This window comes from Sphingomonas sp., assembly GCF_035998645.1.
GTDB lineage: Bacteria > Pseudomonadota > Alphaproteobacteria > Sphingomonadales > Sphingomonadaceae > Sphingomonas.
The window spans coordinates 728,313-755,213 of sequence record NZ_DASYHL010000003.1 but is presented as its reverse complement, the minus strand read 5'-3'; the positions used below and the strand labels follow the sequence as shown (position 1 = coordinate 755,213).

Here is a 26,901-nt window from a genome sequence, read left to right as displayed (position 1 = left end):
TTTTGATGACCGTCTCCAATACCGCCGCCGCAGCCGAGAAGGCTGCCTCCAACACCACCGATGCTGTCGAGGTGCAGACTCGAGCCTTCTTCGCCGACGCGATCTGGTGGGTCCAGACTCACTGGCTGCAAATCCTGATCGCCGCCGCCATTGCCGCCGGCATCTTCTTCGCGCTGCATGGGTTGCGTCGCTGGGGCACGAAGCTGTGCGATCGGTCGACCGGACCAGCCGGCTGGGGCACGATCCTTGGCCGCGCGGTGTCGCGGACCGGCAATTTCTTCATCATCATGACCTCGGCCAAGCTGGTGTCCGGCTACGCCATGCCGCCGGAGATGCTCGCCAAGACGATCGATTTCCTGTTCACCGTCGCTGCGGTGTTCCAGGCGGCGATCTGGGCGCGCGAGATCATCCTCGGCGCGATCGAGCGCAAGACCGAGGCGGAAAACTACCATGGTGAGGCGCTGCTCTCCGCGCTCGGCCTGATCCGGCTGCTCGTCACCGTCGCGCTGTTCGCGGTCGCTTTGGTGGTGGTGCTCGACAATCTCGGCGTCAACGTCACCGGCCTGGTCGCTGGTCTTGGCGTCGGCGGCATCGCCATCGGTCTTGCGGCGCAGGGCATCTTCGCTGACCTGTTCGCCGCGCTCGCGATCATCTTCGACCGCCCGTTCCGCCGCGGTGACAAGGTCATGTACGACCAGACCGTCGGCGTGGTCGAGGAAATCGGCCTCAAATCGACCCGCGTGCGCTCGTTCGACGGCGAAGTGCGGATCATCGCCAATAAGCAGTTGCTCGACAAGGAGATCCAGAACATCTCCAACCGCGACCATATCCGCATCAAGCTGCCGGTCGGCGTCGCCTATGAAACCCCGCCGGAGCAGCTCGAAGCCCTTCCCGAAATCCTGACCGGCATCGTCGAAGAGGCAGGCGGCACCGTCGCGCGGGCAAGCTACGAAGCGCTGGGCGCAAGCTCGGTCGACTTCAACCTGTGGTTCGACATTCCCGGCGACGACTGGCCGACCGCGCATAAGGTGCGGGACAAGGTCATCATCGGCATCCTGCGCCGCTTCGCCGCAGAAGGCATCTCGATTCCCTTCCCCACCCAGACGACCTATACCGCCGACCCCAGCGGCAAGCTGATCATGCCCTATCCCGAGGTGCAGCCGGTGCGACGTGTGGACAAGGAGGACGGCGAGCGCTGATTCGCCGCGCTCAATGTCGTTTTAGAAGATCGGGTTTGGCCCAACCTCCCCGGCTTCCCTTACGGAAGTCGGGGATTTCGCATTTCCAGTAGGCCCCACTTGCCCCGCGCCACGCTTGCCCCTAGATGCGGCTAAGGGCTTGCCGCAGGGATTTGTCATGGCCGATACCGATACGCAGGACAGCGTCACCATCCAGCAACTTGCGGCGCAGGCTGGCAAGGAGCGCGTGTCGGACTGGGTCACCGTATCGCAGGAGATGATCGACAAGTTCGCCGACGCGACCGGCGATCACCAGTTCATCCATGTCGATCCCGCCAAAGCTGCGATGACCCCGTTCGGCGGCACCATTGCGCACGGCTTCCTCACGTTGTCGCTGATGCCGCTGCTCAGCCAGAAGACGCCCCAGCCCCGGATCGAGGGCCTGAAAATGGGCGTCAACTACGGCGGCAACAAAGTCCGTTTCCTCACCCCGGTACGCTCTGGCAGCCGGGTGCGCGGCCGCTTCAAGACGCTCGAACTAGTCGAGAAGCGCCCCGGCCAGTGGCAGCAGACCGTCGAATTCACCATCGAGATCGAGGGGCAGGACAAGCCCGCCCTCGTCGCCGAATGGATCAGCCAGCTTTTTGTATAGACAATAAACCGAAGGGACCGTCCGCATGCGTTCTGCCGTCATCGTATCCACTGCCCGCACTCCGATCGGCCGCGCCTATCGCGGCGCGTTCAACGCGCTTCCGTCCCAGACGCTCGCCGCCCGTTCGATCGAGGCTGCCGTTGCCCGCGCCGGGATCGACGGCGCCGAGGTGCAGGACGTCGTCCTCGGCGCGGCGCTGCAGCAGGGACATCAGGCCGGCAACATCGCGCGCCAGGCGCTGCTGCGCGCCGGCCTGCCGACCAGCGTGTCGGGCATGTCGGTCGACCGCCAGTGCGCCAGCGGCCTGATGGCGATCGCTACCGCCGCCAAGCAGATCATCGTCGATAACATGGACATCACAATCGGTGGCGGCGTCGAGAGCATCAGCCTCGTCCAGACCCCGCAGATGCGCGTTGCGATGGATCCCGAATTGCTGGCGATGCACAAGGATGTGTACATGCCGATGCTGCAGACCGCCGAAGTGGTCGCCGCCCGCTATGGCATCAGCCGCGAAGTTCAGGACGAGTATGGCTTCCAGTCGCAGCAGCGCACCGCCGCCGCCCAGGCCGCGGGCAAGTTCGACGATGAGATCATCCCGGTCACCGCGACGATGAACATCGTCAACAAGGAGACCAAGGAAGTCACCCAAAAGGAAGTGACGCTGACCAAGGACGAGGGCAACCGCCCCGAGACCACGCTGGAGGGCCTTCAGTCGCTCCAGCCGGTCGTCCCCAACGGCACCGTCACCGCCGGCAACGCCTCGCAGCTGTCCGACGGCTCCTCGGCCAGCGTGCTGATGGAGGAAAAGCTCGCCGAGAAGCGCGGCCTGACGCCGCTCGGCCGCTATGTCGGCATGGCGGTCGCGGGCACCAAGCCCGACGAGATGGGCATCGGCCCGGTCTATGCGATCCCGGCACTGCTCGACCGCTTCAACCTGAAGATGGACGATATCGGCCTGTGGGAGCTGAATGAGGCGTTCGCGGTGCAGGTGCTGTACTGCCGCGACAAGCTCGGCATTCCGGACGAGCTGCTCAACGTCAACGGCGGCTCGATCTCGATCGGCCACCCCTATGGCATGACCGGCGCGCGCTGCACCGGCCACGCGCTGATCGAAGGCAAGCGTCGTGGCGCCAAGTATGTCGTGGTGACGATGTGCGTCGGCGGCGGCATGGGCGCGGCGGGGCTGTTCGAGGTTCTCTGAAGCCACCCCTGACTGATATCGAAAAGCCGGCGGAGCGATCCGCCGGCTTTTTGCTGCCTGTTACTTGTAGCTGCGTGGCGAAGCAGCCCGCTTGACGCCGCGCAGCCGCTGCCACATCGCAGCGTCATGGCGAACCGACAGTCCTTCACCCACCGCATCCGTGTCGAGGCACATGCCGTGTGGCTCGCCGTCCGCGATCCTCGGACGCCGCTGTTTGCCAAGCTGGTGGGGCTGCTCGTCGCCGCCTATGCGCTGTCGCCGATCGACCTGATCCCCGACTTCATCCCGGTGCTGGGACTGGTCGATGACGCCATCCTGATCCCGGCGGGCGTGTGGCTGTTCGAGAAGCTGGTTCCCGCTGGCCTGATGGCCGAACACCGCGCAACGGCCGAGGCCGCGTCGCAGCGTCCGGTCAGCAAATGGGGCATCGCCATCGTGATCGCGCTATGGGCGCTGATCGCGTTCGTGGTCTATGAGTTCCTGATGCTGGGCTACGACTGAACCGGGTGCCGCCCAGCTCAGCTGTGCGTCGCGATCCACTCTTCCAGCACCGGCGCGATGCGGTTGCGCCATTTGCTTCCGTTGAAGATGCCGTAATGGCCGACATCCTCGGCCATGTGGTACTTCTTCATCTTCGCTGGCAGCTTCGTAGCGATGGTCAGCGCCGCCTTGGTCTGGCCCAGCCCTGAAATATCGTCCTTCTCACCCTCGATCGCGAGGATCGCGGTGTCGGTGATCGCGGCTGGATCGACCCGGCGGCCGCGGTGCATCATCTCGCCCTTGGGCAGCGCGTGCGCCTGGAACACCACATCGATCGTCTGCAGGTAGAATTCCGACGTCATGTCGCAGACCGAGCGATACTCGTCATAGAAGCGCATGGTCGAATCCGCGCTCTCGCCATCGCCCTTCACCAGATGCTTGAACATCTCCCAGTGCGAATTCATGTGATTGCCCAGGTTCATCGTCATGAACCCGGCGAGCTGGAGGAAGCCCGGATAGACGGTCCGCCCGGCGCCCGGATAGGTGCCGGGGACGGTCGCGATCACATTCTGCTTGAACCAGCTATGCGGCCGCTCGGTCGCGAGCGTGTTGACCGCCGTCGGTGCCTCACGCGTGTCGATCGGCCCGCCCATCATCGTCAGCGTGCGCGGCGTGTTGGGGTGCTTGTCGGCGTTCATCAGCGCGACCGCGGCATAGGCCGGGACCGACGGCTGGCACACGGCGAGCACATGCGGGCGCGCATCGCCCTCTGCGCCGATCGTGGCGAGAAACTCGACCAGATAATCGACATAGTCGTCGAGATCGAAGCGTCCGTCGCTCAGCGGCACCTGCCGTGCATCGCGCCAGTCGGTGATGTAGACGTCGGCGACCGGCAGCATCCGCTGCACTGTCCCGCGCAACAGCGTGGCGAAATGTCCGCTCATCGGCGCGACGATCAGCAGCTTGGGACCGCCCTCGACGCCTTCACGGACGAAGTGCTTGAGCTGCCCAAACGGCTTACGCAGCACGATCTCTTCGTGCACCGCGACCTGCTTGCCGTCGATTTCGGTGAAATCGAGCCCAAATTCGGGCTTGCCGCGCGGTGCCGAAGCGTGGGCGAACACCTCAAGCGCGGAGGCGAGGATCGGGCCGCCGCCGAAATAGGCAAAGGGATTGGCGGGGTTGTTGAGCAGTCCTGCGCTGAAATTTGCCAGCGCGCTCGCGCCGGCCAGCATCGAGCGCTGAAGTTCATAAGCATTGTACAACATCGGCAATCAACATCCCCGCCCCGGCGGGGCAATGACAACGGTCTCACAGACTTTATAGCGGGCTCATGCTGCAGTGCAAACGCGGCGTACCGGATTTTCGATCCGCGAAGCCTGTTCCCTTGCACACGGCTTCGGGCTAGGCGGCTGCATGGCCGAGCCCGCACCGTCCCCCGCCCCTGCCCCGACCGCGCAACCGCAGCGCAAGCTGTCGAGCCTGACGATCGTCTGGGGCTATACCAGCCGCTATCCGCTGCAACTGACGCTTGCGATTCTCGCGCTGCTGCTCGCCGCAGGGGCGACCCTATGGATTCCGCGCACCTTCAAGGAAGTGGTGGACAACGGCTTCGGCCCTGACTCCGACCCCAGTCAAATCGGTGGCTATTTCCAGGGGCTGCTGCTCGTCGTCGTCGTGCTGGCCTTCGCCACCGCGATGCGCTTCTATTTCGTATCGTGGCTCGGCGAGCGCACGGTGGCCGACATGCGCGCTGCGGTGCACCGCAATTTGCTGCGCCTGCCCCCGCGCTGGTTCGAGGAGAACCGCCCGTCAGAGATCGCCAGCCGCCTCACCGCCGATACCGCCGTGGTCGAACAGATCGTCGGCACCACCGTTTCGGTCGCGCTGCGCAACCTGCTGATCGCGATTGGCGGCACGCTGTACCTGTTCGTCCTCGCGCCCAAGATCGCCGCCTATCTGCTGGTCGGCATTCCGGTGATCGTGCTGCCGATCATGTGGCTCGGCGGGCGCGTGCGCCGCTTTTCGCGCACCAGCCAGGATCGCGTCGCCGATATCGGGTCGATCGCATCGGAGACGCTCGGCGCAATGCGCATCGTCCAGGCGTTCGGGCAGGAGAACCGCGAGAGCGCGCGCTTCCAGGACGCGGTCGATCGCGGCTTTTCCACCGCGCGCAAGCGGTTCGCAACCCGCGCGCTGATGACCGCGCTGGTCATCTTCGCTTTGTTCACCGCGATCACGCTGATCATGTGGGACGCGGTCTATGGCGTGGCGCAGGGGCGCATCTCCGGCGGATCGATCACCGCCTTCGTCATCACCGCCGGTCTCGTCACCGGCGCGTTCGGCGCGCTGACCGAGGTGTATGGCGACCTGCTCCGCGCATCGGGCGCAGCGGGACGCCTTGCCGAGCTGCTGTCAGAGGAGCCGGAGATTGCCGCCCCCGCCAACCCGGTGGCGCTGCCCGAACCGGCGCAAGGCGCGATCGATTTCGATCACGTCACCTTCCGCTACCCCACCCGACCCGAAGTCTCGGCGCTTCAGGACTTCACCTTGTCGGTTGCACCCGGCGAGACCGTCGCCGTGGTCGGCCCGTCAGGCGCGGGCAAGTCCACCCTGTTCCAACTCGTCCAGCGCTTCTACGACCCCGAAGCGGGCGAAGTGCGCGTCGATGGCGTCGCACTGCCCAAGGCAGATCCGGGTGCCGTCCGTGCGCGCATGGCAATGGTGCCGCAGGAGACGGTGATCTTCGCCGCATCGGCCCGCGACAACCTCCGCTACGGCCGCTGGGACGCGACCGAAGAGCAGATCTGGCAGGCCGCCGAAGCCGCCAACGCCGCCGAGTTCCTGCGCGAGCTGCCGCAGGGGCTCGACACTTTCCTCGGAGAGGATGGTGCGCGCCTGTCGGGCGGCCAGCGCCAGCGCCTCGCCATCGCCCGCGCGCTGCTCCGCGACGCGCCGATCCTGTTGCTCGACGAAGCCACCAGCGCGCTCGACGCCGAGAGCGAACGGCTGGTGCAGGACGCGCTCGACCATCTGATGCAGGGGCGCACGACCCTGGTCATCGCCCACCGCCTCGCCACCGTCCGCGCGGCGCAGCGGATCATCGTGATGGATGACGGACACATTGTCGAAACCGGCACGCATGGTGAGCTGGTGGCCAAGGGCGGGCTCTATGCGCGCCTCGCCAGCCTGCAGTTCAGCGAAACGGCCTGACAACGGCGATGGCGCGCCCGGTCTATGTCCTCGGCACTGGCCTGTCGCACAATGGCTCGGCGGTGCTGCTGCGCGACGGGCGGGTGTGCGTCGGGATCGAAAAGGAACGCATCACTCGCCGCAAGCATGACGGCGGCAATGACAGCGCCGCAATCGCCTATTGCCTGGAGGCGGAGGGGATCGGCCTCGACGATCTGGCTCTGGTCGTCCAATGCGCCAACTTCGAAGTGCCTGATCGCGATCGCTATCGCGGGCCGCGCCTGTTCGCCGGGCGCGCGCATCCGCCGATCGTCAGCATCTCCCACCACCTCGCCCATGCGTGGAGCGCGGCGGGGACCAGCCCGTTTGACGACTGCGCGATCCTGATCGTCGATGGTTGCGGCAGCCCGCTGTCGCAATGCACCGATCTCGACGGCGTCGCCCTGCCCCCCGACCTGACCGGTCCGGACGCGGCGATGTGGTGCGAAAAGGACAGTTTCTACCAGTTTGACGGGCGGCAGATGACCGTGCTGGAAAAGGATTTCAGCCCGCTCGCCACCGCCGATCCGCGCGACCGCATCCGGCTCGGCACCACCCGCCATTCGATCGGCGGCTTCTACGCCGCGGTCAGCAACTATGTGTTCGGCAATCTCGACGATGTCGGCAAGCTGATGGGACTGGCCCCCTATGGCCGACCGGGCGCGCTCGACCACCGCGCCTTTGACGTGCGCGACGGGCGGCTGTTCGTCACCGACGGATGGCAGACGGCGCTCGACCGACCCGCCGCCGACTATGCCGCCTTCCGGGCCGATTTTGCTTATTATGCCGATGTCGCGCGCTGGGCGCAGGGTGAGGTGGAGCGTGCGGTCACGGCGCTGTTCCGCGCGCGGCTCGAACGCCATCCCGCCGACCGCGTCTGCTATGCCGGCGGGGTCGCGCTCAACGCCGTCGCCAATGCCCGACTGCTCGACGATCACGTCGTCCGCGACCTCTATATGGAACCAGCTGCAGGCGACAACGGCCTCGCGCTTGGCTGTGCCTATCATGGCTGGATCGCAGTGCTGGGCCAGGACAAGGTGCCGCATGATGGCAGCACCTGTTTCGGCCGTCCCTATCGCCCCGACGAGATCACCGCCGCGCTCGCCGACGCACCGGCCGACTGGACGATCGAGCGGCTCGACCACCCCGCGCTGATCGACCGCGCCGCCGCGCTGCTTGCACAGGGCAAGACCCTCGCCTGGTTCCGGGACGGCAGCGAATTCGGTCCGCGCGCGCTCGGGCGGCGCAGCATCCTGGCCCATCCCGGCACGCCCGGCATCGGCGACCATATCAATGCGAACATCAAGTTTCGCGAGGATTTCCGCCCGTTCGCACCCGCCGTCCTGCCCGAACACGCCGCAACCTGCTTCGCCGCCGGGCGCGACAGCCCGTACATGATCCTGATCGACCGCACCTTGCGTGAACATGCCGAGGCCCTGGCAAACGTCACCCATGTCGACGGCACCGCGCGGGTCCAGACCGTGGACCGGCGCTGGAACCCCGCCTTCGCTGCGCTGCTCGAGGCATTCCACGCCGCAACCGGTGTGCCGGTCCTGCTCAACACCAGCCTCAACCGCCGCGGCCAGCCGATGGTCGAACGCCCGGAAGAAGCCGTCGCCCTGTTCGCCGAAACCGCGCTCGATGCGCTGGTGCTTCAGGATGTGCTGGTGACGAAGCCCGCCGCCTAGTAGCGCGAGAGATACCAGGCAGCGAAGGCGAGCACCGCCCCCAGCGCAATCGCGACCTTCAGCTTCGGATTGCGCGTGGGCTCGCGCTCGCGCCCCATGCGGTCGAGGTCGAACCAGTAATGCGCGGGATGCGCCTCCCGGATCACGCCCGCGTCCCGTAACCGGTCGAATGCTGGCCGCTCGACCGGTCCCGGCGCATATTCAATCGCGGTCCCCGGCGAAATCGCGCGATGCTCCGCGAAATGACGCTGGACGCGAAACTGGCCAAGGTCGGATGCGCCGGTGGGCGGCATGGTCTGCATTTCTCCGTTGAAGCGCCGCCGATAGTCGGGAACCGGCACGCGGGTTTCAAGGCCGGATCATGCCGTGGCTTCATCCCGCCCAAGAATCGCCTGTTCCCAGCATCGCCATCCTCCCGATATGTCGCGGCATGTCATTCCGGATTTTCCACCCGATCCTCGCCGGTGCGCGGCCGCTCGACCGGATCGTAACCTGTATCGGTGCGACGATCTGCATCGCGCTCACCATGTTCGTCAGCTCTGGCCTTGAACTCACCGCATCAGACCTGCCGCTGATCGTCGCACCGATGGGCGCGTCGGCAGTGCTGATCTTCGCCGTCCCCGCTAGCCCGCTTGCGCAGCCATGGCCGGTGGTGGGCGGCAACACTGTTTCGGCGCTGGTCGGCATCGCGGTCTATCGGCACGTGGCCGATCCAATGGTCGCTGCCGGCCTCGCGGTTGGGTTGGCGATCTTTGCCATGTCGCTGTGCCGCTGCCTTCACCCGCCCGGCGGCGCCGCCGCGCTGACCGCTGTGATCGGCGGCGACAGCGTGCACGCGGCGGGCTACGCCTTCGCGCTCGCTCCCGTAGCGCTCAATTCGGCCGCGCTGGTGATGCTGGCGATGGTGTTCCACCGGCTATCGCCGCACAGCTATCCGCACCGGGCGGTGCCGGTTGTGATGCCGCCGGCCGCGAGCGGACTGCACCTTGAGGATATCGACCACGCGCTCGCCGAGCTGCCCGACAGTTTCGACATCAGCCGCGCGGATTTGGATGTACTCCTGTCGCTTGCCGAAACCCATGCGCAGGCGCGACGCGGGCGCTGACCCGGCCTTTCAATTTTTGGAAAGCCCGGTACGGTCGGACAAAACCGGAGAGGATGGCATGACCCGCGAGTTCGATCTGATCGTCTATGGCGCAACCGGCTTCACCGGCCGCCTCGTCGCCGAATATCTGGCGCAGCGCTACAATGATGGTTCGCTGCGCTGGGCGATGGCCGGCCGGTCGCTGACCAAGCTCGAACAGGTCCGCGACGAGATCGGCGCGCCCGCCGATACGCCGCTGCTCACCGCCAATGCCGACGACCCCGCCGCGCTGCGTGCGCTGACCGCGCGGGCGACCGTCGTCCTCACCACCGTCGGCCCCTACCAGCTCTACGGCAACGACCTCGTCGCAGCCTGCGTCGAGACCGGCACGGCCTATGTCGATCTGTGCGGCGAGCCCAACTGGATGCACGACGTGATCGCGCGCTATCAGGACTCGGCAAAAGCGAGCGGCGCGCGCATCGTGCTGTCGTGCGGCTTCGATTCAATCCCGTTCGACCTTGGCGTGTGGACCGCGGAGCAGGCCGCGATCGCCAAATGGGGCCGCCCTGCCCCGCGCGTGAAAGGCCGCGTCCGCAAGATGCAGGGCACCTTCTCCGGCGGTACCTTCGCCAGTGGCAAGGCGACTGCTGCTGCGGCGGCGAAGAACCCGGCGGTGTTCAAGGTGCTGCTCGATCCTTTCGCGCTAACCCCAGGCTTCACCGGCCCGGATCAGCCCAAGGGGATGATGCCCGAATATGACGAAGCGGTCGGCGGCTGGGTCGCGCCGTTCGTGATGGCGGTGATCAACACCAAGAATGTCCACCGCACCAACTTCCTTGCCGGCCACCCCTATAGCACCGACTTCCGCTATGACGAGATGATGGTCGCGCCGGGCCTGGGCGACATCGGCAAGGCGGCGGCCGAGGCGATCTCGAAGATGAACCCGATGAACGCCGACAAGGGACCCGCTCCTGGCGAAGGGCCTTCCAAGGAGGAGCGCGAGGCGGGCTTCTACGAACTCGACTTCATCGCCGAAATGCCGACCGGCGAGAGCCTGACCTGCACCGTCACCGGCGACCGCGACCCCGGCTATGGCTCGACCAGCAAGATGATCGCCGAAGCCGCGCTCTGCCTGATCCGCGATGTCGCGGGCGAAGGCGGCGTGTGGACCCCGGGCGCGCTGATGGCCGAGCCGCTAAAGGCGCGGCTGGAGGCCAATGCCGGACTGACCTTTACGGTGCGCTGACGCTAGCCGATCGATCCGATCGGCACATCGGTGTAGAAAGCCATCGCCACGATCGCGAGCAGCACCGCGACGACGATCGCCACCGGCACATATTTGCGCCGCTGGTGCACGATCACCGCGTCATGCGCGCGCAGGTCGAGCCAGAAATAGCCCTGCCCCTCGCGCCGGATCACCCGCTGCGCAATCATCTTGTCGAACACCGGCTTGAGGTCTTCGGGCGGCGTATAGAGGATCGTGTCAAGCGGCGTGATCGCGTGCTGCGCGCAGAAATGATCGACGATGCGACGCCGCCCGCGCGCGAACTTGGTAATCGGGACCGACTCGACCACGGCCATCAGCGCTTCTTCCCCTGATGTCGGATATTCGCCGGCCGTCCGCGCCGATGCAGCGGGCGTGGCGGTCCGCCCTTGCGGCGGCGATCCTCGCCCGATCCGCTCCCCTTGCCATCAGACAGCTCGAACCGCAGCGCGCCCGACACCGGATTCGCCTCGACCAGCTTCAGCTCCAGCCGCTGGCCCAGCCTGAACTCGGCGCCGGTATCCTCGCCCACCAGTCTTTGCCCGGCCTCGTCATAGCGGAAATATTCGCGGCCGAGGTCGCGCGCCGGGACCAGCCCGTCGCCCCCGACGCCATCGACCGTCGCGAAAAATCCGAAGCTCTGCACCCCGGTGATCCGCGCCTCCATCACCTCGCCAACATGCGCGGCGAGATAGGCGGCGACATAGCGGTCGATCGTGTCCCGCTCGGCCTCCATCGCCCGGCGTTCCAGCTTGCTGATCAGCTCGCCGGTCCGCTCCATGTCCTTGTCCGACGGCAACTCACCCCCCGGCCCCAGCTTGAACGCTTCGGTCAGCGCGCGATGGACGACAAGGTCGGCATAGCGGCGGATCGGCGAAGTGAAATGCGCATAACTGCCCAGCGACAGCCCGAAATGCCCCGCATTCTGCGGGCCATAATAGGCCTGGGTCTGCGTCCGCAGCACCTGCGTCATCACCTCGGCGTGGAAATCCGCCTCCTTGGTCCGCGCGATGACATGGTTGAACGTAGCCGGCTTGACCACCTGCCCCAGCGCAAAGGCGACATCGAGCGTCTTGAGATAGTCCTTGAGCGCGACCAGCTTCTCGCGGCTCGGCGGCTCATGGATGCGGTACATGACCGGCGCCTTCTTCTTCTCCAGCGCCTTGGCCGCCGCGACGTTCGCCGCGATCATGTAATCCTCGATCAGCTTGTGCGCGTCCAACCGCTCGCGCGGCGCAACCGAGAGGATGCGGCCCTTTTCGTCGAGCACGATGCGCCGCTCGGGCAGATCAAGGTCCAGCGGCTCACGCTTCGCCCGCGCCTTGTTCAGCGCCGCCCAGCAATCCCACAGCGGGCGGAGGATGGGAAGCAAGTCCCCCTCCCGCTTGCGGGAGGGGTTAGGGGAGGGCCTGTCCTCCGGGAGTGCGGCCTGTGCGGACAGGCACGCCCCCTCCCGCTCCGCGGAAGGGGAGTTTGCGGCATCGATCGCCGCCTGCGCATCCTCATAGGCGATGTTCGCCGCCAGCTTCACCACCGCGCGGCTGAACCGCCAGTCCGTGATCTCGCCATCGGCGCTGATCCGCATATGGCACGCCAGCGCCGCGCGCTCGACGCCCTCCTTCAGCGAACACACATCCGCCGAGAGCACCTCGGGCAGCATCGGCACCACACGATCGGGGAAATAGACACTGTTCCCCCGCTTGCGCGCCTCGCGGTCGAGCAGCGACCCGGGGCGGACATAAAAGCTGACATCGGCAATCGCGACGATCGCCTTCCACCCGCCTTCGTTCTTGGGATCATCGTCCGGCGTCGCCCACACCGCATCGTCATGGTCGCGCGCATCGGCCGGGTCGATCGCGACGATCGGCAGGTCGCGCAGATCTTCACGTCCCTCACCCAATGGCTGCTTCGCCACGCGCTCCGCCTCGGCGAGCAACTCCTCCGAAAACACGTTCGGAATCTCATGCTTGTGGATCGCGATCAGCGAAAAGCTGCGCGGCGCGAACGGATCGCCCAGAATCTCGCTGACCTTGGCGAACAGCCGTGGTCCCTTTCCGCTGATCTCCGCCATCACCAGATCGCCCGGCTCGGCACCGTTGCGCTCCGAAATGACGGGGCTTGCCCGCTCCTTCTTGTCGAGCCCCTGCAGATAGAGCCGCCCGCCCTCTTCCTTGACGACGCCCAGCACCGCTTCCTCGCCCTTGGCGAGCTTCTTCATCGGGTGCGCGATCCAGCCCTTCCCGGCCTCTTCGGTGCGCGCAAGGATGCGGTCACCGACGCCCAGCGCCCCGCCTGGCCCGCGCTTCTCGCGCACGCGCAGCCGTGGCACGGGGATGCCCTCGGCCTCCCACCGCTCCGGCACCGCCCACACCGTATCGCCATCGGCCTCGACGATACGCAGCACCGTCACCTTGGGCACCCCGCCCATTTTGTGGAATGCGCGGCCCGGCGCGACGTCGATCAGCCCCTCGTCGCTCATGTCCTTGAGCAGCGCCTTGAGCACGATCTTCTCCTGCCCCGACAACGCGAACGCCCGCGCGATCTCGCGCTTGCCCGCGGGCTGGTCCGACGAGGTGATGAAATCGATGATCTGCTGCCGCGTCGGCATACCGGGCGCGGGCTTGCTCTTGGCTTTGTTCTGTTTTGTCATTGGCCGCCAAGATAGTGCGCGCGGCGGCCAAGTCCAATCACGCTTTGACCGCAAAAAAGCCGCCACCGCGCACCGATCGGTCGCAGCACCCGCCTATGAAGCACCAAAGCCGTCCTTCGATTGCGAGAGCCCCCCATGCGCATCACCCGTCGCCATCTCTTCGCCGCCGCGGCCGCCGGCGGAGCCGCGCTTGCCACCCGCCCGCTGGTTGCCGCCGAGAGTGGCCATAGCGGCTCCACCATCACCCCCGAATCGGCGCTCGCGACGCTCAAAAAGGGCAACCAGGCCTTCACCATGGGCCGCGCGTTCAACTACGGCCTCAACGATGGCCAGCGCCGCGCCTTTCTCGCCGGCCAGCACCCCTTCGCGACGATCGTCTGCTGCTCCGACAGCCGCGCGGCGCCCGAACAGATTTTCGAAACCGGCGTCGGCCAGCTCTTCGTCGTCCGCAATGCCGGCAGCACTGTGGCCAACGCCCAGGCGATGGGCAGCATCGAATATTCGGTCGCCCACCTCGGCGTCCCGCTGGTCGTCGTGCTCGGTCACACCGCCTGTGGCGCGGTCAAGGCGGCGATCGAGGTCGCCGACAAACAGGCGGTCCTTCCCGGCAGCCTCGGCGCGATGGTCGATCCGATCCTCCCGGCGGTCCACACCGCGCACAAAATCTCAGGCGACCTGGTCGAAAACTCGATCCGCGAAAATGTCCATCATGTCGTCCACGACCTGCGCGCGCCCAACCAGCGGCTGCTCGCCGAGCCCCGCCGGGCAGGCAAGCTCAAGATCGTCGGGGCGGAATATCACTTTGCGTCGGGCATCGTGGAGTTCTTCGACGTCGAATAGCCGCGGAAATCGGTCGCTTCCTGCGCTGCCGCCGCATAGGCTGCGCGGGTGTCATACGACCTGCTCATCATCGGCGGTGGAATCAACGGCTGCGCCATCGCGCGTGAGGCGGCGCTACTGGGGTTGAACGTGCTGCTGGTCGAACGCGACCAGCTCGCTGCACACACCTCCTCGGCATCGAGCAAGCTGATCCACGGCGGCTTGCGCTACCTCGAAACCTATGAGTTCCGGCTGGTGCGTGAGGCGTTGGTCGAGCGCGAGCGGATGCTCGCCACCGCGCCGCAGCTGATCCGCCCGATGGCGTTCGTTCTGCCGCACGCCCATGCCGTCCGCCCGCGCTGGATGGTGCGGGCGGGGCTGTATCTCTACGATCTGCTCGGGCTCGGCTCCTCGCTCCCGCGCTCCCGATCCTTGCGCCGCGACGACCCTCGCCTCGCCCCGCTGACCCCGGACAGCGACGGCTTCCTCTATTGGGACGCTCAGGTCGACGACGCCGCTCTGGTCCGCGCCAATGCCAAGGATGCGGCTGCGAACGGGGCGGAGGTCGTCACCGACGTCGCGGTCACCAGCGCGCAACGCGATGGCAAGGGCTGGACCGTCACGCTCTCCGATGGCCGCTCGGCCGAGGCACGCGCCATCATCAACGCCGCCGGCCCATGGGTCCGCGACCTGCTCGACACGCTCGGCGTCGCGACCACCAGCGGCCTGCGGTTGATCAAGGGCAGCCACATCACCGTCCCTGCCCTATGGCAGGGCGACCACGCCTATATCCTGCAACAGCCCGACCGCCGCGTCGTCTTCGCCGCGCCATGGCGGGGGCAGACGATGATCGGCACCACCGACGTGCCGGTCGATCACCCCGGAGATGCGGGGATCGATGCGGACGAGATCGCCTATCTCTGCGCCGCCGCGAACCGCTATTTCCGCCATCAGATCGCGCCCGCCGACATCACCGGCAGCTGGTCCGGCATCCGCGCGCTCTACGACAATGGCGCGGACGAGGCGCGGACGGTGACCCGCGACTATCATCTCGACCTCGACACCGACGCCGCCCCGATCCTGTCCGTATTCGGGGGCAAGATCACCACAGCGCGCGCGCTCGCCGAACATGCCATGGTCAAACTCGCGCCGCTGCTCGGCGTCACCCCCCGGCCCGTCACGCGCGACCGGCTTCTCCCGTGACGATGGACCTTTTCGCCGCCTGAAGCGCTTGATGTCAGTAACTTGGCAATCAGGAGACTGACAATGAGCATCGAAGGAAAAGCAAAGGAAGCCGCCGGCTACGTCAAGGAAGAGCTTAACGAGCATCGCGATTCGCCCGAGGGCCAGAAGGCCGCTCAGGAAGGCCGCGATCTGCGCAATGAGGGTCGGATGGAAGACGGCAAGCTGCCGAAGACCACCGAACCGGGCACCGGCGCCAAGTAACTTCAAACTGCCCCCGCTCCAGCGGGGGCAGTCCGTTCAATAGGCGCGCGCGACCAGAATGCGCTCAACCGCCGGCCTGCCAGTAAACACGCACGCCCCGTCCACCGGCGCCGCGCCCAGCGGCACGTTGCGGAAGGTCAGCTTGAGCGCCTTGATCCGCTCGACCACCGCGTCCAGCTCTGCCCCCTCGGGCTTGCTCCACTGCACCTCGACCCAGCCCGGATACTTGCCCGAACTCTCGAAATGCGCCTTGAGCGCGTCGAAGCTCTCGACGCCGCGCACGATGTTCGCATCCAGCCGCGCGCTCGCATCGGCGTGCAGCCCGGCCTGGATTTCCTCGAGCAGCGCCGCCGCTCCGGCCACGAAATCGCCCTTCGCCACCACCGCGCTGTCGAGCTTGCCGTCCTCGCGATACAGCCGGTCGCGGCGGATCACGGAGACATTGCCCCCCGCCATGTCGCGCCCGCCAACCTCGATCACCACCGGCGCGCCCTTCTTGACCCAGCCCCAGCGCTTGGTCGCGGCCTTGGCCGCCTTGAGGTCGAGCAGCGCGCGAACGGGCTCGCCCAGCGCCGACGTCTTGGCCAGATCGGCCTGCAGCGCCTTACAATAATCGATCAGCGCGGCGTCCTCGTCATTGTCGCGCAGCATCGGCACGATCACGATCTGCCACGGCGCGATCCGCGGCGGTACGCGCAGGCCGTCATCGTCGCCATGCACCATGATGACGCCGCCGATCATCCGCGTCGAAACGCCCCAGCTGGTCGTCTGCGCCAGTTCCTGCACGCCTTCGGCATTCTGGAACTTGATGCCCTGCGCGCTGGAAAAGGTGGTGCCGAGGAAGTGCGACGTCCCCGCCTGCAGCGCCTTGCCATCCTGCATCATCGCCTCGATGCTGTAGGTCGCGACCGCGCCGGGGAAGCGCTCATTCTCCGGCTTCTCACCCGCGACAACCGGCATCGCCAGGCAGGTTTCCGCGAACTCGCGATAGACCTCGAGCATCTTCATCGTCTCTTCGCGCGCCTCGTCCACCGTGGCGTGGGCGGTATGCCCCTCCTGCCACAGGAATTCGGCGGTGCGCAGGAACATGCGCGTGCGCATTTCCCAGCGCACGACATTGGCCCATTGGTTGATCAACACCGGCAGGTCGCGCCACGACTGGACCCAGCGCGCCATCGCCGCGCCGATCACCGTTTCCGACGTCGGCCGCACGACCAGCGGCTCCTCCAGCTTCGCGTCGGGGTCGGGCACCAGCCGCCCGTCCTTCTGGATCAGCCGGTGATGCGTGACGACCGCCATTTCCTTGGCAAAGCCGTCGACATGCTCGGCCTCTTTCTCGAAATAGCTGAGCGGGATGAATAGCGGGAAATAGCAGTTCTCATGCCCCGTCGCCTTGATGCGATCGTCGAGCAGCCGCTGGATCCGCTCCCAGATGCCATAGCCCCATGGCCGGATGACCATGCACCCGCGCACGCCGCTTTCCTCGGCCATATCGGCTTCGGTGATGACGGCCTGATACCAGGCGGCGAAGTCCGCTTCGCGGGTGACGTTGAGTGCGCGTTTGATCATGCAAGCGCGATTAGCGCGGGAAATCCGGCCCGTCACGCCCCTTAGCGGGTTGCCCCCGCTCGCTTCGCATCTTAGGCGTTCGCACGTGCAAGGTGATCGTATTCTTACCGGCCTTGGCCTGCGTCTCGTCGCGATCCTGCTGCTCTCGACCATGGGCGCGCTGATCAAGCTGGTCGAGATGCGCGGCGCCCACCTCGCCGAAGTCCTGCTGTTCCGTCAGCTGTTCGCGATTCCGTTCATCCTCGCCTGGGTCGCCGCCGGCCCCGGCTTCGCCTCGCTGCGCACCCAGCGCTTTGGGCTGCACCTCAACCGCACCGTCATCGGCCTGACCGGCATGGTGTTCAATTTCGGCGCAGTGATGCTGCTCCCGCTGGCTGAAGCGACGACGCTGTCGTTCACCGCCCCGATCTTCGCGACGATCCTCGGCGCGCTGATCCTGCGCGAGCCGACCGGCTGGCGGCGCTGGGGCGCGGTGCTCGCCGGGTTCGTCGGCGTGCTGATCGTGACCCAGCCGGGCGACGGCCACATCCCCCTCACCGGCGCGCTGGTCGGCCTGACCGCCGCCTTCTTCGTCGCGCTGATCGCGATCCAGCTGCGCCACATGGGCAAGACCGAGGAGCCGGCCACCACCGTCTTCTGGTTCTCGACCCTCTCGATCCCGCCGCTCGCGATCGGCTATCCCTTTTTCGCGCAGATGCATGACTGGCAGACCTTCGCGATGCTGATCGGCATCGGCCTGGTCGGCGGCGCGGGCCAGCTCGCCCTCACCGCCGCGCTGCGCTTCGCCCCCGTCTCGGCAGTCGTGCCGATGGACTATTCCAGCCTGCTCTGGGCGACGCTCTACGGCTACGTCCTGTTCAGCGTGCTGCCCAGCCCCTGGACCTGGATCGGCGCCCCGATCATCGTCGCCAGCGGCCTCTACATCGCCTGGCGCGAGCAACGGCTGGGGTTGGCGCGGCGGGCGGGGCCAGTCGAAGCGGTTGCGGATGTGGACGACTAGCGGCGGTAATTGGCGTCGAGCGTTTCGGTGACCGCTTTCAGAATTCCGACATGCGCTCGCCCATGGTCGGAAATGAGTGGATTTCCAAGCGAGTACAAATGGACCGTACTTTCAGTCTCTCAGCACAGAGCCTATGATTCGTGGGATGGAGACCGACAAGCGCATAGCGACATTGACCGAGCGCGAGAAAATTTGCCTACGGCAATGGCCTCAACACAAAACCGCCAAGCAGATCGCGGCAGATTTGAATATCTCGCACCATGCGGTCGAGAAGCGCCTGAAGATTGCGAGGATCAAACTCGGAACCACGTCTTCTCGGCATGCCGCGCTGATTCTGCGTGAGGCAGAGAGGTCCGATCAAACGGTACCCCATCTGCCGGACCTTCAAGATTCGCACCCGACTATTCATCCATCCACTGGTCCAAAAATGATCATCGGAGGGATTGGAATGACGCTTCTAGCAGCCGCCTTATTTGCGCTCGCCTTGCACCCGTCGTCAGATGCTGAATCAACTCAGACAGCCGCGATCGGCGGGTTGATAGGCGAGTATGATGCCCAGCTTGATGAGGTGCTTCGCGCATTGATCGCCTCAGCCGAAGTCGGCCCTGATGGTGAGGTGCGCCTCTTGCACGCACAAAGCGACTCTCGTTTCCTCGAGCCCAATAGCGGCTACTACTGGCAGATTAGCTCAGAAGTTCAGGGCGACTTTAAATCACGCTCCCTGTGGGAACGAAGATTAGATTTGAGAAAACACTCGGCTCCAACCCCAATCCACTATGACTCGAACCAGTTCTCGTACGAACCGCTGCGAGTTGTCGAGCAGACGGTGTTGCTGTCGAACAGTCAAACACGGTGGAACTTCGCCGTAGCGCGCTCGCCAGGCAGACAGAAATGATCACGCTCTTGGCCTATGTTCGCCTTCGTTCGTTAGCCGAAAGACCGCTTAGGGACCGAACCCACGCTAAAATGCAGCTGCGACCGACAACGTCAACCTACGCGTCACCACTACAGCGATACACCAGCATCAGATTATTCGCCGGCATCGCAACGCGCTGCACGCGCCCGAACCCCCATTCCGCCGCGAGCCGGTCCACATCCCCCAACTCGCGCAGCCCCCATTCCGGATTGCGCGCCTTCAGCGATTCGTCGAACGCGAGATTGGACTCCGCCGTCTCCACCCCCGCCTCGCGATAGGGGCCGTAGAGGATCAGCGGGCCGCCTGGCGGCAACAGCGCGGCGCATGCGCGGAACAGCCCCACCGTCGCGTCCCACGGGCTGATATGCACCATGTTGATGCACAGCACCGCGTCCGCGGCAGCGATCGGCCAGTCCGCCGCCGCCGCATCAATGGTCAGCGGCGGCGCGACATTCGCCAATCCCGCGCACCACGCCGCGATCGACGCCCGCGCCGCCGCATCGGGGTCGCTGGGCACAAAGGTCAGGCCCGGAAAGCGCTCGGCAAAATACACCGCATGCTCCCCGCTCCCGCTCGCCACCTCCAGCACCGTCCCGCGCTCCGGCAACAGCGCAGCCAGCTCCGCTGCGATCGCCTCACGGTTGCGCAACGTCGCTGGCGCATGTTTGCGCACCGCACCGCTGTCCTCGGCGACGATCCACGGAGTCGGGTCGCTCACTTGGGCGCGCAGGCCGATCGGTCGCCCGCCTTGCACCGTGCGACCCGCGCCTCCCAATCGGCACGCACCCGCGCGGCTTCGGCCTCGCGCCGCGCCACATCGGCGCGCCACGCGGCCATCTTCGCGTCATGCTCGGCCTGTTGCCGCGCCAGATACAGATCATAGTCGGTCTTGCGGTCGAGATTGGTCTTGGCAACGCGATCCGCCTCGGCCTGATCGCGCTGCTTTTGCCGGTCGTACATCGCCTGCGCCTCGATCCGGTCGGCCTCGGCCTCTGATGCCGGGACGCGCGGATCGTGCGTCTGCGCCGCGACGGGCATGGCGGCGGCAAGCGCCAGCAGGACTGCAAAGCATCGCATCGATCGTCTCCCCGATCAGGCAGGCGCCACCGCCGCCCGGTTTCGCCAAGGCTATCGCGAAAGCCGAACGCGCGAAACAGACGAAATGGGTTTAGCGGCGAACCGGCGCGTAACGGATGCGCGCCACCCCTTCGGCCTCGACCGGCATGAACAGCCCCTGCCCGGTCGCGCGGATCGTGCCGTTGGTGACGCGCCGGATCTGCGCCGACAGCAGGAAATCGCCCTCGCGCCGCTCCGCCACCGCCCGCCGCGCCGCCGCCAGCACGCGCGCATAATCCTTGCCGAAGTCATGGCTCAGCGCGTCGCGGATCGTCGCCAGCACCTGTTCGTCGGCGAATAGCGGCACGAGCAGGTTGACCACGCGGCTGTCAGTCCCGGTCGCGATGCTCAAGTCACGGACCTTCACCAGCTGCGACCCCGGCTCGTTATACGGCGTGCCCCACAACCACACGACGCCCCGCGCCGCACCGAACGGTGTGTTGCGCGCATCGGCGCGTGCCTGAACCCCCACCGCCAGCCGCCCGCCATCGGTGGCGTAGATCGTTACATTCCCGAATTGCGCGTCGATCGGCCCGACCCCCTCCAGCGACACCCCCTTGCGCGCCAGCTTGGTCAGCGAACGCTCGACCACCGGCTCCAGCTGAGCATAGTCCGCCAGCACCGGGATGAAGAAGCGCAGCCCCCGGTCGCCGATCCGCCCCGCTGCGGGCGGCAGCGGCGTCGCAACGGGATCGGTCGGTCGGTCGCCGATGAACGTCTCGGTCAGCGCCTCGGCCGCCAGCGTCAGTTCGAGCGTCCGCCCCTGCACGCGATAGCCGCCAAAGCCCATGCGCTGCGGCGTGATCCGCATCCAGGCGGGCGGCTTGTCGCGGTTGAGTTCGATTGACGTAAAGCCCTGCCGCCACAGCCCATCCAGTTCGGATCGCACCTTCAGCTGCGCCAGTGCCCGCGGCAGGCTGCGCTCCAGCCCGGCGATCACCGGGGCCAGCTTCTCGTCCGCCTTGCCGGTAAAACGGATACGGCGGCCCAATATGTCGATGCCGGGCGCCTGGCTCCAGCCATAGCCGATCTCGACCCGCGCGGTCGGCGACCAGTCGCGCGCAAGGCCCAGCCGCACCCGCGCGCGCACGTCCGCCGCGCCCGTCGCAGTTTCCTGGCGGATCACCCCGCCCAGATCGCGGACCTGCACCGTCGCGCGGACCGGCATGTGCAGCATCAGCGTCTCGCCGCTCCCGCTCAGCCGGATCGGTCCGCGCCGCGCATTGCCGACGATGCGGCACGCAATGTCGGGCGTGACCTTGGTCCGCTCCAGCCCAAATTTGCATCCGACCTTGCGACATTTGCCGTTCTTGCATTCGCGCTTCGGCACCGGACAGATCGTCACGCGCTGGCCGGGGATGCACGCCGCCTCGCGCTGGTCGATCTGCCACAGCGTCGCGGGGATCGCGCGGTTCAGCTCCGCCTCGACCAAGTCGAGGCTGGTGCTGATCGGCACGACGATCGTCGATCCTTGCGAGGGCAGCTGCGCCGCCGCGGTCAGGCGCGGCGGCGCCGGGTTGACCAGCGGCGCGCTGCGGTCACTCAGGACCCACCACAGCGCGCCGCCCACCACGGCCAGCAGCAGGACGATCGCCGCGACCACCCATTTCAGTCGCGCGCGCCGTCCCGTTGCCATCATGCCTCGCTATTCGGCGGCCTGTGCCTGCGCCGGTTCTTTCCATACCAGTACCGGCTTGCGCGCGGCCAGCGTCTCGTCGAGGCGGCGGCGTGGCGCGAAATGCGGTGCGGTCTTGAGCGCCGCATCGCCCGCCTTGGCCCGCTGCGCGACCGAGCGGAAGGCACCGATGAACTGATCCAGCGCCGCCTTGCTCTCGGTCTCGGTCGGCTCGACCAGCATCGCGCCATGGACGACCAGCGGGAAATAGACCGTCATCGGGTGGAAACCCTCGTCGATCAGCCCCTTGGCGATGTCGAGCGTCGAGAAGCCCTCGGCCAGCCCATGGTCGCTGAAGATCGCCTCATGCATGCACGGCCCGCTGTTCGCGAACGGCGCATCGAGGACGTCCTCCAGGCTGCGCAGCACATAGTTGGCGTTGAGGACGCTGTCCTCCGCCACTTGGCGAAGGCCATCCGCGCCGTGCGACAGGATATAGGTGAGCGCGCGCGTGAACATGCCCATCTGGCCGTGGAACGACACCATCCGGCCAAAGGTGCCGGCATGATGCTCGCCCGCCGTCTCTTCCTCGATCAGGACGAACTTGCCATCCTGCTGCTCGACGAAAGGCAGCGGTGCGAACGGCGCCAGCGCCTCCGACAACACCACCGGCCCCGAACCCGGCCCGCCGCCGCCATGCGGGGTCGAGAAGGTCTTGTGCAGGTTGATGTGCATCGCATCGACGCCGAGGTCGCCCGGGCGCACCTTGCCGACGATCGCGTTGAAGTTCGCGCCGTCGCAATAGACATAGCCGCCAGCGGCGTGGACCGCGTCGCTGATCGTCTTGAGGTCGCGTTCGAACAGGCCGCAGGTATTGGGGTTGGTGATCATCACCGCCGCCACATCCGGCCCCAGCCGCGCAGTCAGCGCCGCGACATCGACGCGCCCGTCCGGGGTCGCCGGAATATCCTCGACCGCAAAGCCCGCGAACGCTGCCGTTGCCGGGTTGGTCCCGTGCGCGCTTTCGGGGACCAGCACCACGCGGCGATCTTCGCCCCGTGCTTCCAGCGCCGCCTTGATCGCGAGGATCCCACACAGCTCGCCATGCGCGCCCGCCTTGGGCGACATCGCCACGGCCTTCATGCCGGTCAGCGTGACCAGCCAGTGCGCCAGCTGGTCGATCACCTCCAACGCGCCCTGCACCGTATCGATCGGCTGCAGCGGATGGATGTCAGCGAAACCGGGCAACCGCGCCATCCGCTCGTTCAGCCGCGGATTATGCTTCATCGTGCAGCTGCCCAGCGGGAAGAAGCCGAGGTCGATGCCGTAATTCTGACGCGACAGGCGCGTGTAATGGCGCACCGCCTCCGGCTCGCTCAGGCCCGGCAGGCCGATGTCGCGATGCCGCTCCAGCCCGCCCAGCCGCAAGGTCGCCTTGGGCGCTTCGGCGAAATCGACGCCGGTCGTGTCGAGCGATCCGATCTCAAAGATCAGCGCCTCTTCCAGCATCAGCGCGCGGTTTCCCGTAAAGGTCGCCGCCGCTTCGCCCTCAATGGCGTTCATTTGCGGACGCCAGCCGCTCTGGTTGATCGTGCTCATGCCAGCACCTCCTGGAGAGCGGCGGCAAGGGTTTCGACATCCTCCGCCGTGGTGGTTTCGGTGACCGCGACGACCAGGCCGTTCTCCAACGCCCCCTCGCCTGGATAGAGACGGCCCAGCGACACGCCGGCGAGGATGCCCTTGTCGGCGAGTGCGCGCACGACCGGGCGCGCTTCCTTGGGCAGCTTCAGCGTGAATTCGTTGAAGAAGCTCGGCGTCACCAGCTCGACGCCCGGCACCTGCGCCAGCCGCTCCGCCGCCGCGCTCGCGCCGGCATGGTTGAGCGCCGCGAGCTGCCGCAGCCCCTTCTCACCCAGCAACGTCATGTGCACCGACCACGCCAGCGCGCACAGCACGGACGAGGTGCAGATGTTCGACGTCGCCTTCTCGCGCCGGATATGCTGCTCACGCGTCGACAGCGTCAGCACGAAGCCGCGCTTGCCCTCGGCATCCACCGTCTCGCCGGTCAGGCGACCGGGCATCTGGCGAACATATTTCTCCTTGCAGCCGAACAGGCCAACATAGGGGCCGCCAAACTGCAGCCCGACGCCGATCGACTGGCCCTCGCCCACGACGATGTCCGCGCCCATCTCACCCGGCGACTTGATCGCGCCCAGCGCAACCGGCTCGGTCACCACCGCGACCAACAGCGCCTTCTTCGCCTGACACGCCGCCGCCAGTTCCGACAGGTCCGAAATGCGACCGAGAATGTCGGGATATTGCACCACGACGCATGAGGTGTCGTAGTCGATCAGGTCGATCAACTTCGCCGTATCCGGCTCGGCGGTCAGTTCGGGCACTGCGGTCACCAGCGTGTCGCCGGTATACTTCGCCATGGTGTTGGCAACCGAGACATAATGCGGATGCAGCCCGCCCGACAGGATCGCCTTCGCGCGCTTGGTGATGCGCCGCGCCATGCCGATCGCCTCCCAGCATGCGGTCGAGCCGTCATACATCGACGCGTTGGCGACATCGGTGCCCAGCAGGCGCGCGACCTGGGTCTGGAACTCGAACATCACCTGCAGCGTGCCCTGCGCGATTTCCGGCTGGTACGGCGTATAGGCAGTCAGAAACTCGCCGCGCTGGATGATGTGATCCACGCTCGCCGGAACATGATGCTTGTACGCGCCACAGCCGAGGAAAAAGGGCGCGCTCCCCGCCGACAGGTTTTTCGCTGCCAGTTTGGACATATGCCGTTCGACCGCCAGCTCGCTCGCATGCATCGGCAGCCCCGCGACCGGCCCGGACAGCCGCGCGCTTTCGGGAACCTCGGCGAACAGATCATCGATCGTCGCGGCATTGACCGCGGCGAGCATCGCCTGCCGGTCGGACGGGGTAAGGGGAAGGTAGCGCATCGGAATTCCCGTCGCCCCGGCGGAGGCCGGGGCCGCTATCGGTAAAGCGCATGCTCCGCCACGGAGCGGCCCCGGCCTCCGCCGGGGCGACGCGCGATTAAAGCTTGCTCACGAAATCCGCGTAAGCGCTCTCGTTCATCAGTCCATCAAGCTCGCTGGAATCGCTCAGCGTCATCTTGAAGAACCAGCCATCGCCCTCGGGATCTTCGTTCACCAGCGCGGGATTGTCCTCCAGCGCCGGATTGCCCTCGACCACCGTGCCGCTCACCGGCGCATAGACATCGCTCGCCGCCTTGACGCTTTCGACCACCGCGGCGTCGTCGCCCTTGGCGACGTCCTTGCCCTCTTCGGGCACTTCGACGAACACGATGTCGCCGAGCTGGCTCTGCGCATATTCAGTGATGCCGACGGTCGCGATTTCGCCGTCGAGTTCGATCCATTCATGATCTTCGGTGAAGTAACGGCTCATTTCGATGCTCCCTGGCGAACATAATTGTGTGGAACGAAGGGCATGGCGACCACTTCGCCATGATGGATCTTGCCGCGCTGGCTCAGCGTCACGCGCGTGCCGATTTCGGCCATCGCGGTCGGGACATAGGCCATCGCGATCGGCTTCTGGACAGTCGGGGCAAAGCCGCCGCTGGTGACGCGACCGACTTCGTTGCCCTGTTCGTCCAGCACCAGTGCGCCCTCGCGCACCGGCTGACGCCCCTCGACGATCAGGCCGACGCGGCGCTGGATCGGGCCGTTCTCACGCTCCATCAGGATGCGCTCGGCACCGGGGAAGTTCGCTTCCTCACGCCGCCGCTTGCTCGCGACCGCAAAGTTCAGCGCCGCCATGATCGGCGTCGTCTCAGGGTCGAGGTCGTGGCCATAAAGCGGCAGATCGGCCTCAAGCCGCAGCGAATCGCGCGCGCCCAAGCCAATCGGCTTCACCTCGGGCTCGCCGCACAGCAGGTCGGCGACGGTCGCCGCCGCCTCGGCCGGAATCGAAATCTCGAAGCCGTCCTCACCGGTATAGCCCGAGCGGCTGATATAGGCTTCGACCCCGCCAATCTCGAACTTGCCGCCCTTCATGAACACCAAAGCATCGAGCGGATACTCGCCCGTGACATGGCGCTTGAGGGCATCAAACGCCTTGGGACCCTGCAGCGCCAGCAGCGCATGCTCGTCCATGTGATTGATCTCGATCGCGTCGGGCAGATGCTCACGCAAATGCGCGATATCGTCCCATTTGCACGCGCCGTTCACGACCATGTAGATGCCGCCCGGCCAGCGGCTGAACATCAGGTCATCGAGGATGCCGCCATTCTCGGCCAGCAACAGCGAATATTTCTGCTGCCCCACCGCGACGCCCGCAACATCGGCGGGGATCAACTTCTCCAGCTCCGCATCGAGCCCTTCGCCCGACAGGAACAGCTGGCCCATGTGCGACACATCGAACAGGCCGGCCGATTCGCGCACCCACAGATGCTCGGCCATGATGCCTTCATACTGGACCGGCATTTCATAGCCCGCGAACGGCACCATGCGCCCGCCGCGCGCGCGATGCCAGGCATCGAGCGGGAGCAGCATCAGTTCTTCGACGAAATCGGGCTCGCCCGTAAGGGAATCAGGGCTATCGGTCACGCGCGTGCTCCAGAATTGACGACGGAATGCCGCACAGCGCGGCCATTCATCCGTCGCCCCCTCTGTCACGGGAACCTGAGAGCTTTGATCCCGAACCTTGGTCCGGGACTTACCCCTTCGGTGGCTCACCCCTGACGGAGCAAGCGCTTTCCAGAGTGTCGTGGCTCACGCGGTCCCTGGTGCCTGAGAGATTCCGGGGCGGTTGCTCCTTCGGCGTTCCGGATCCGGAGACCCGTAAACTCTCCCGCGTGTGCCTTCACCGGTTGCCCGATGCCAACGCCATGGGAATGCTGCGCCGCACCGTTTGAGTCAATCGCGAAGTTGGCGTTTGTTTGTTTGCGGCACCGGCCCGCTCCCCCACCCGGCCACCCATAGAATACACTGCCGTTGGGTGGCCGGGTGGGGGAGC

25 protein-coding genes and 1 riboswitch are annotated in these 26,901 nt (G+C 66.3%); of the genes, 13 read left to right on the top strand and 12 right to left on the bottom strand.

The window, feature by feature from the left end; all coding sequences use genetic code 11:
* Positions 1-5: 5 nt before the first annotated feature.
* From VGN66_RS07490 to VGN66_RS07475, 4 genes are all read left to right on the top strand, one after another.
* Entirely contained in the window at positions 6-1,199 is a 1,194-nt protein-coding gene (locus VGN66_RS07490) for a mechanosensitive ion channel family protein (RefSeq protein ID WP_327518222.1), read from the top strand.
* Between the two features lie 157 nt (positions 1,200-1,356).
* Positions 1,357-1,830 carry a MaoC family dehydratase gene (locus VGN66_RS07485; RefSeq protein WP_327518221.1) on the top strand — a complete coding sequence of 158 codons (474 nt, stop codon included), beginning with the start codon at positions 1,357-1,359 and terminating at the stop codon, positions 1,828-1,830.
* A 25-nt stretch (positions 1,831-1,855) separates the two neighbouring features.
* Positions 1,856-3,031 (top strand): acetyl-CoA C-acyltransferase, encoded by a 1,176-nt coding sequence (locus tag VGN66_RS07480; RefSeq protein ID WP_327518220.1) that lies wholly within the window; start codon positions 1,856-1,858, stop codon positions 3,029-3,031.
* 126 nt (positions 3,032-3,157) lie between these two features.
* A complete protein-coding gene (locus VGN66_RS07475) occupies positions 3,158-3,532 on the top strand; it encodes a YkvA family protein (RefSeq protein WP_327518219.1) in 375 nt (124 codons plus the stop codon).
* Positions 3,533-3,549: 17 nt separating this feature from the next.
* Here the strand turns inward: VGN66_RS07475 and VGN66_RS07470 are convergent, their stop codons facing one another.
* Positions 3,550-4,779: a polyhydroxyalkanoate depolymerase gene (locus tag VGN66_RS07470; RefSeq protein ID WP_327518218.1), complete on the bottom strand. Its 1,230-nt coding sequence runs from the start codon at positions 4,777-4,779 to the stop codon at positions 3,550-3,552.
* 148 nt (positions 4,780-4,927) lie between these two features.
* Here VGN66_RS07470 and VGN66_RS07465 point away from each other — a divergent pair, with 148 nt between their 5' ends.
* Positions 4,928-6,724, top strand: coding sequence for an ABC transporter transmembrane domain-containing protein (locus tag VGN66_RS07465; RefSeq protein WP_327518217.1), 1,797 nt, complete (start codon positions 4,928-4,930; stop codon positions 6,722-6,724).
* 8 nt (positions 6,725-6,732) lie between these two features.
* Positions 6,733-8,430, top strand: a complete 1,698-nt coding sequence (locus VGN66_RS07460; protein WP_327518216.1) for a carbamoyltransferase family protein — start codon at positions 6,733-6,735, stop codon at positions 8,428-8,430.
* On the opposite strand, the gene VGN66_RS07455 is transcribed toward VGN66_RS07460, so the two are convergent.
* A complete protein-coding gene (locus VGN66_RS07455; RefSeq protein ID WP_327518215.1) occupies positions 8,427-8,771 on the bottom strand; it encodes a hypothetical protein in 345 nt (114 codons plus the stop codon). The two genes, VGN66_RS07460 and VGN66_RS07455, sit on opposite strands and share 4 nt — an antisense overlap.
* 89 nt (positions 8,772-8,860) lie before the next feature.
* On the opposite strand from VGN66_RS07455, the gene VGN66_RS07450 reads away from it, so the two are divergent.
* Together VGN66_RS07450 and VGN66_RS07445 are read left to right on the top strand one after the other, a co-directional pair.
* Complete coding sequence (locus VGN66_RS07450) at positions 8,861-9,535, top strand: HPP family protein (RefSeq protein WP_327518214.1); 675 nt, start codon at positions 8,861-8,863, stop codon at positions 9,533-9,535.
* 58 nt (positions 9,536-9,593) lie between these two features.
* On the top strand, positions 9,594-10,760 hold the full coding sequence (locus tag VGN66_RS07445; protein ID WP_327518213.1) for a saccharopine dehydrogenase family protein: 1,167 nt from the start codon (positions 9,594-9,596) through the stop codon (positions 10,758-10,760).
* A gap of 2 nt (positions 10,761-10,762) precedes the next feature.
* Here VGN66_RS07445 and VGN66_RS07440 read toward each other — a convergent pair whose 3' ends face one another.
* Positions 10,763-11,095, bottom strand: coding sequence for a hypothetical protein (locus VGN66_RS07440; protein WP_327518212.1), 333 nt, complete (start codon positions 11,093-11,095; stop codon positions 10,763-10,765).
* Entirely contained in the window at positions 11,095-13,428 is a 2,334-nt protein-coding gene (locus VGN66_RS07435) for a ribonuclease R family protein (RefSeq protein ID WP_327518211.1), read from the bottom strand. The genes VGN66_RS07440 and VGN66_RS07435 overlap by 1 nt, the downstream gene beginning before the upstream one ends.
* A 135-nt stretch (positions 13,429-13,563) precedes the next feature.
* Here VGN66_RS07435 and VGN66_RS07430 point away from each other — a divergent pair, with 135 nt between their 5' ends.
* The 3 genes from VGN66_RS07430 (at position 13,564) to VGN66_RS07420 (ending at position 15,693) form a co-directional block, all read left to right on the top strand.
* A complete protein-coding gene (locus VGN66_RS07430) occupies positions 13,564-14,268 on the top strand; it encodes a carbonic anhydrase (protein ID WP_327518210.1) in 705 nt (234 codons plus the stop codon).
* A 48-nt stretch (positions 14,269-14,316) separates the two neighbouring features.
* A complete protein-coding gene (gene glpD, locus VGN66_RS07425) occupies positions 14,317-15,450 on the top strand; it encodes a glycerol-3-phosphate dehydrogenase (RefSeq protein ID WP_327518209.1) in 1,134 nt (377 codons plus the stop codon).
* A 63-nt stretch (positions 15,451-15,513) separates the two neighbouring features.
* Complete coding sequence (locus tag VGN66_RS07420; RefSeq protein WP_327518208.1) at positions 15,514-15,693, top strand: hypothetical protein; 180 nt, start codon at positions 15,514-15,516, stop codon at positions 15,691-15,693.
* Positions 15,694-15,729: 36 nt separating this feature from the next.
* Here VGN66_RS07420 and VGN66_RS07415 read toward each other — a convergent pair whose 3' ends face one another.
* A complete protein-coding gene (locus tag VGN66_RS07415; RefSeq protein WP_327518207.1) occupies positions 15,730-17,262 on the bottom strand; it encodes an aminoacyl--tRNA ligase-related protein in 1,533 nt (510 codons plus the stop codon).
* Positions 17,263-17,347: 85 nt separating this feature from the next.
* Here VGN66_RS07415 and VGN66_RS07410 point away from each other — a divergent pair, with 85 nt between their 5' ends.
* The gene (locus VGN66_RS07410; protein ID WP_327518206.1) at positions 17,348-18,262 is read left to right on the top strand and encodes a DMT family transporter; all 915 of its coding nucleotides are present in this window, start codon (positions 17,348-17,350) and stop codon (positions 18,260-18,262) included.
* A 145-nt stretch (positions 18,263-18,407) separates the two neighbouring features.
* The gene (locus VGN66_RS07405) at positions 18,408-19,157 is read left to right on the top strand and encodes a helix-turn-helix domain-containing protein (protein ID WP_327518205.1); all 750 of its coding nucleotides are present in this window, start codon (positions 18,408-18,410) and stop codon (positions 19,155-19,157) included.
* 97 nt (positions 19,158-19,254) lie between these two features.
* Here the strand turns inward: VGN66_RS07405 and VGN66_RS07400 are convergent, their stop codons facing one another.
* The 7 genes from VGN66_RS07400 to gcvT form a co-directional block, all read right to left on the bottom strand.
* Complete coding sequence (locus tag VGN66_RS07400; RefSeq protein ID WP_327518204.1) at positions 19,255-19,896, bottom strand: DUF938 domain-containing protein; 642 nt, start codon at positions 19,894-19,896, stop codon at positions 19,255-19,257.
* Complete coding sequence (locus VGN66_RS07395) at positions 19,893-20,255, bottom strand: hypothetical protein (RefSeq protein ID WP_327518203.1); 363 nt, start codon at positions 20,253-20,255, stop codon at positions 19,893-19,895. Before VGN66_RS07395 ends, VGN66_RS07400 begins: the two co-directional genes overlap by 4 nt.
* Before the next feature lie 91 nt (positions 20,256-20,346).
* Positions 20,347-21,930, bottom strand: a complete 1,584-nt coding sequence (locus VGN66_RS07390) for a DUF4403 family protein (RefSeq protein WP_327518202.1) — start codon at positions 21,928-21,930, stop codon at positions 20,347-20,349.
* Positions 21,931-21,939: 9 nt separating this feature from the next.
* A complete protein-coding gene (gene gcvPB / locus VGN66_RS07385) occupies positions 21,940-23,508 on the bottom strand; it encodes an aminomethyl-transferring glycine dehydrogenase subunit GcvPB (RefSeq protein WP_327518201.1) in 1,569 nt (522 codons plus the stop codon).
* Positions 23,505-24,863 carry an aminomethyl-transferring glycine dehydrogenase subunit GcvPA gene (gene gcvPA, locus VGN66_RS07380; protein ID WP_327518200.1) on the bottom strand — a complete coding sequence of 453 codons (1,359 nt, stop codon included), beginning with the start codon at positions 24,861-24,863 and terminating at the stop codon, positions 23,505-23,507. Before gcvPA ends, gcvPB begins: the two co-directional genes overlap by 4 nt.
* A gap of 97 nt (positions 24,864-24,960) precedes the next feature.
* Positions 24,961-25,332, bottom strand: a complete 372-nt coding sequence (gene gcvH, locus VGN66_RS07375) for a glycine cleavage system protein GcvH (protein ID WP_224921619.1) — start codon at positions 25,330-25,332, stop codon at positions 24,961-24,963.
* The gene (gcvT, locus tag VGN66_RS07370) at positions 25,329-26,438 is read right to left on the bottom strand and encodes a glycine cleavage system aminomethyltransferase GcvT (protein WP_327518575.1); all 1,110 of its coding nucleotides are present in this window, start codon (positions 26,436-26,438) and stop codon (positions 25,329-25,331) included. The genes gcvH and gcvT overlap by 4 nt, the downstream gene beginning before the upstream one ends.
* A 214-nt stretch (positions 26,439-26,652) precedes the next feature.
* Positions 26,653-26,749, bottom strand: a riboswitch (glycine riboswitch).
* Positions 26,750-26,901 lie beyond the last annotated feature (152 nt).